At 68.0% G+C, this 4,110-nt stretch carries 6 protein-coding genes; 1 reads left to right on the top strand and 5 read right to left on the bottom strand.

Translation table 11 applies throughout. From position 1 onward, the window contains the following. Positions 1-57 precede the first annotated feature (57 nt). The 5 genes from ACT6UX_RS30230 to ACT6UX_RS30210 form a co-directional block, all read right to left on the bottom strand. Positions 58-951 (bottom strand): phosphate/phosphite/phosphonate ABC transporter substrate-binding protein, encoded by an 894-nt coding sequence (locus ACT6UX_RS30230; protein ID WP_444778842.1) that lies wholly within the window; start codon positions 949-951, stop codon positions 58-60. Between the two features lie 13 nt (positions 952-964). After that, positions 965-1,327 (bottom strand): DsrE family protein, encoded by a 363-nt coding sequence (locus ACT6UX_RS30225; RefSeq protein ID WP_295145723.1) that lies wholly within the window; start codon positions 1,325-1,327, stop codon positions 965-967. A 22-nt stretch (positions 1,328-1,349) separates the two neighbouring features. Then, positions 1,350-1,598 carry a sulfurtransferase TusA family protein gene (locus ACT6UX_RS30220; RefSeq protein WP_444778841.1) on the bottom strand — a complete coding sequence of 83 codons (249 nt, stop codon included), beginning with the start codon at positions 1,596-1,598 and terminating at the stop codon, positions 1,350-1,352. Between the two features lie 252 nt (positions 1,599-1,850). Continuing rightward, on the bottom strand, positions 1,851-2,615 hold the full coding sequence (locus ACT6UX_RS30215) for a hypothetical protein (protein WP_444778840.1): 765 nt from the start codon (positions 2,613-2,615) through the stop codon (positions 1,851-1,853). Positions 2,616-2,664: 49 nt separating this feature from the next. Then, positions 2,665-3,591, bottom strand: coding sequence for an AraC family transcriptional regulator (locus ACT6UX_RS30210; protein WP_444778839.1), 927 nt, complete (start codon positions 3,589-3,591; stop codon positions 2,665-2,667). A gap of 72 nt (positions 3,592-3,663) precedes the next feature. Between ACT6UX_RS30210 and ACT6UX_RS30205 the strand changes: the two genes are divergently transcribed. Beyond that, positions 3,664-4,110 (top strand): serine hydrolase (locus ACT6UX_RS30205; RefSeq protein ID WP_444778838.1); only part of this gene is annotated, 447 nt, incomplete at its 3' end.

The raw sequence follows: 4,110 nt of genomic DNA, 5'->3' as shown, positions 1-4,110 counted from the left end.
TTGCTTTCCCCCTCCCGACCTCCCCCGTTCGACGGGGGAGGAGGAGAGCATGACGCCCTAAGCCTTCGGCTTGATCTTGCCGACGGCGATGCCGGCCTTCTCGATCATGTCGTAGCTCTTGTGCGTGGCCGCCACGAAGCCGGTGTAGCGCGGCGGCAGCAGGGTCTTGGCCTGGTCGGCCGTGATCGAGGTCAGGATCTTCTGCACCTGGGCGCCCCTCTCCTTCGGCGCATTGGCCGGCAGCGCGATCGCGTCGTTGGGCAGCGGGTCGGAGGTCCAGATGATCTTGTTGCTGTCTTCCTTGATGCGGCCGGCGGCGATCATGGCGTTGCGCTGGCGGTCGAAGTCGGTGGCCATGTCGACCTGGCCCGAACTCACCGCCATCTCGTTGGCCGGATGCGTCGCGCCCTCGCTGTACTTCCAGAAGGTCTTCGGGTCGATCTTCCAGACTTCCTTGGCGTAGTAGGTCGGGATCAGCCAGCCCGAGGTCGAGCCGACATCGGCGAAGGACATCGACTTGCCCTTGGTATCGTCGGGGAACTTCTTCACCTGCAGGTCGGGCCTGGCGACGATGATCCCGAGGTAGGTCGGCTTGTCGTCGTACTTCACCGTCGCCACGGCCTGGCAGCCGGTGGCGTTGTTGGCGATGATGTAGCCCCACGGGCCCATCCAGGCGACGTCGAGCTGGCCCGAACCCATGGCGACCGCCATGCCCGCCCAGTCGGTCGTGGCGACCAGGTCGAAATCGGGATTGCCCAGTTCCCTGGCGAGATGGGTGAAGAGCGGCAGATAGGCCTTCTTCGTGTCGTCGGGCGTCGGCATCAGCGGACCGACGCCGAAGCGCAGCTTCTTCTTGCCCTGCGCGATCGCCGGACTGCGGATCAACGACGCAACCGACAGCGCACCCGACGCGGCGATGAAGCCGCGGCGGTTCGGCTTGAGGATGGTCATGGCGTCCGTCCGCTCAGTAGCTGACGCTGGGGCAGGCTTCGCCCATGAACTCGACCAGCTTGGCGCCGCCGACCACGAGCGCGCCGTCGACCAGGTTGTTCTCGTCGAGCTTGCGCTTCTTGAAGCAGGGCGAGCAGACGAAGATCTGTCCGCCGGCCTCGACGAAGCTCTTCATCAGGTCTTTCAGCGGCGCAAAGCCTTCCTCGTGGATGTCGTCGGCATAGCCCTTCTGCGAGAGCCGCGTGCCCTCGATCGACAGGAAGACCATGGTCTTCTTGTCCGACGCGACGGCGGCGTTGGCGACGACGAAGGCCACGGTGGCCTTGTCGGTATCGTTCTTGGCGTGGGTCAGGCTGACGACGAATGAACCGGGCATGTCTCTCTCCTCCTTGTTGACTTCAGGACCAGTCGGCGCGCGACCGGATCCAGAAGCTCTGGGTCGCCGGATCGTGCGCGAGCAGTTCGTTGCGTGTGAGCCGGCACCAGGCCGGGATGTCGTGCGGTGCGGAGATGTCGAGCGCGATCACGCGCAGCACGCCGCCGGGCATCGCCTTGAGCTTCTTGCGCAGGTCGAGCACGAGCGGACCGCAGCCGAGATGGCCGGCGTTCCACTCGTCGTCCGCCTGGGGAAAGGAAACCTGCTCCACCGAACCCGCCCACGAAAGACGCGCCCGCGCCGACGGACTGCCAAAATGGCAGTAGCTCGGTCGGGCGGTGACAACGTCGTAATGATGATCTGGCGGACACGAACAACGCCCCGTCCCGAAGGACGACTGGCTCCCCCGGAGCACGGCGTTCCACTGGTGTCGCTCTGGGCCGGACAGTAAGCATCGCCCCGGAGAGGGTCAATGACGCGACGTACGTCGGGCGCGTCACGCGGAACGAAGCGATCTCTCGTTCTAGGCCAGCCGGTACTGCCGCTGGAAGAAGGCCGAGTGCAGGCCGCCTTCGGGTGGGCGGGCGGAGATGTGTTGGGTGACCTGGGCGTTCTCCGCGCCGTTGCCGGCGACCATCAGCATGACGTGGTTCACCGGGATGGTCTTCAGCGTGCCGCGCTTCAGCAGCTCGGCGAAGACCTCTTCCGGCTGACCCTCGGGAACGGGGATCCAGTAGCGCAGCGCCTTCAGCATGTTCTGCGTCGCGGCATCCTGCAGCCGGTAGTCGCCGTCGACATAATGCGTGCCCAGCGTCTCGATGCGCGCGATGCAGATCGGCTCGCCGCCGGCTGCCGGATCCTCCAGGCTATGGTCGGTATGCAGCCCGTGCGGCTCGGGAAAGACGAACCGGCCGTAGGCGTAGTGCTCCTTGCGATAGGACGCGGGCGGAACCAGCACGCCCATCATCGCGTCGACATCCTCGTTGTAGAGCCGCACATAGGGCGCCATCGGATCGGCCGCGCTCACCGCCACGCGCTGCTCCCAGCTTTCGTCGACGTTCACGGTCACGACCTCGTCGAACTGGCGGGCCTGCTCGAAGATTTCCTTCGCTGCGTCGTCGCGGAAGCGGGCGATCGCCAGCGGCAGCTTCGTGTGCGCCTCGCGATCGTTGAAGGTCGCGTGCAGGCGTTCGAGCAGCGACCACTCGGCGTCGGAGAAAGCCACCGGCTCCAGCAGCTTCAGCCGGGACGGCAGGCTTGCCCAGGCCGCGCGAAGGGACGTCGTCATGGGATGAGCCTAGCACGCCCCGGTCCGCGCATTCACGGCAGCCTTGGGATCATGTGCGCGAGGAAAAGCCTCCCGGCGCGACGCCGACGACGCGGCGGAAGGCGGTGCTGAACGCGCTCACCGAACGATAACCGCAGTCGGCCGCAACCTCGGCCAGCCGGGCGCCGCCGAAGCGCAGCCTGTCCTTGGCGAGCGCCATGCGCAGCCGCAGCAGGTAGTCCATCGGCGACAGGCCGACGACTGCCGTGAATCGTTCGGCGAAGGCCGAGCGCGACAGGCCGGCAACACGGGCCGCCCGCTCCACCGTCCACGGCCGGCGCACGTTGCCATGGAGCGCGCGCAGCGCCCTGGCGAGGTGAGGATCGGCGAGGCCGGCGAGCAGCCCCGGTTCCGCGACGCCATCACCCGCGGGCGCCTGGCGGATCGCCTCGACCAGCAGGACCTCGAGCAGCCGTTCGAGCACCAGCGCCTGTCCGGCACGTTCCGACGACGACTCGTCCCGGATGAGCGCCAGGAGATGATGCAGGCGCGGAGCCGTCGGATCGTTCGACAGGATCTCGGCGCGGCGCGGCACGAGACCGGTCAGCAGATCGGCGTTCGTGGGATCGAAGCTGAAACGACCGCCCAGAATCTCGACTTCGGGGGGCCGGGACGCATCGCCCACGAAGCGCGCGCCCTCGCGTTGGGATGCGGCCGGACGCGGCGCGTAGTCGCTCTCGACCGTCAGCCGTGCCGCGTCCGTCTCGCAGGAGAGGCGCCAGACCGGCGGCCTCGACAGCAACAGGAAGTCACCCTGCTCCAGCGCGCGCGGTGGCTCGCCCTCGATGGCAAGATCGCATCGGCCCGCGGCGACGAAGCAGAAGACGACACCGGCGCCCGCCGGAAACCGCACCCTCCAGTTGCCGTTGGCCTGCATCTGCTTCCACAGCAGGGCCTTGGGGCGCAGCAGCGCGACGGTCTGCCCAAGCGGATCCACGTTCGGACGATCTCGAATGAAAAGCGGGGCCTCACGGATAGTGGAACCCCACCGTTCTGGCTAGCGTGGCCCATGCCCCAGACCACACCCATCACGCTCGCCACCTGGCGCACGCCCGGCGTCATCGCCACCGCGTTCCGCACCGTGCCCGACTTCATCCCGACCAAGCGCATCGCGGCCGCGCCCGCCGCGCCCTCCGACCTGCCCGAAGGACCGGCCGCCGACTTCGCCGCCTTCGACGTCGCCCTGGCGCCCGACCGGCATTTCGACCTGCCGGCGCTGCTGGCCGCCACGGCGACCGATGCCTTCCTCGTGGTGCAGCACGGCCGCATCGTCCACGAGACCTATGGAAACGGCCTCGACGCCGCAACGCCGCACATCCTGATGTCGATGTCGAAGGCGGTGACCGGCCTGGTCGCCAGCCGGCTCGCCGAGGCCGGCACGCTCGACCTCGAGGCGCCGGTCGCGGCGCTCGTCCCCGGCATCGCCGAGACGTCCTGGCGCGGCGCGACCCTGCGC

Source organism: Reyranella sp. (assembly GCF_052439685.1).
GTDB lineage: Bacteria > Pseudomonadota > Alphaproteobacteria > Reyranellales > Reyranellaceae > Reyranella.
Note: the sequence above shows the minus strand (reverse complement) of the source record. Positions and strands in the feature narration are given on the sequence as shown.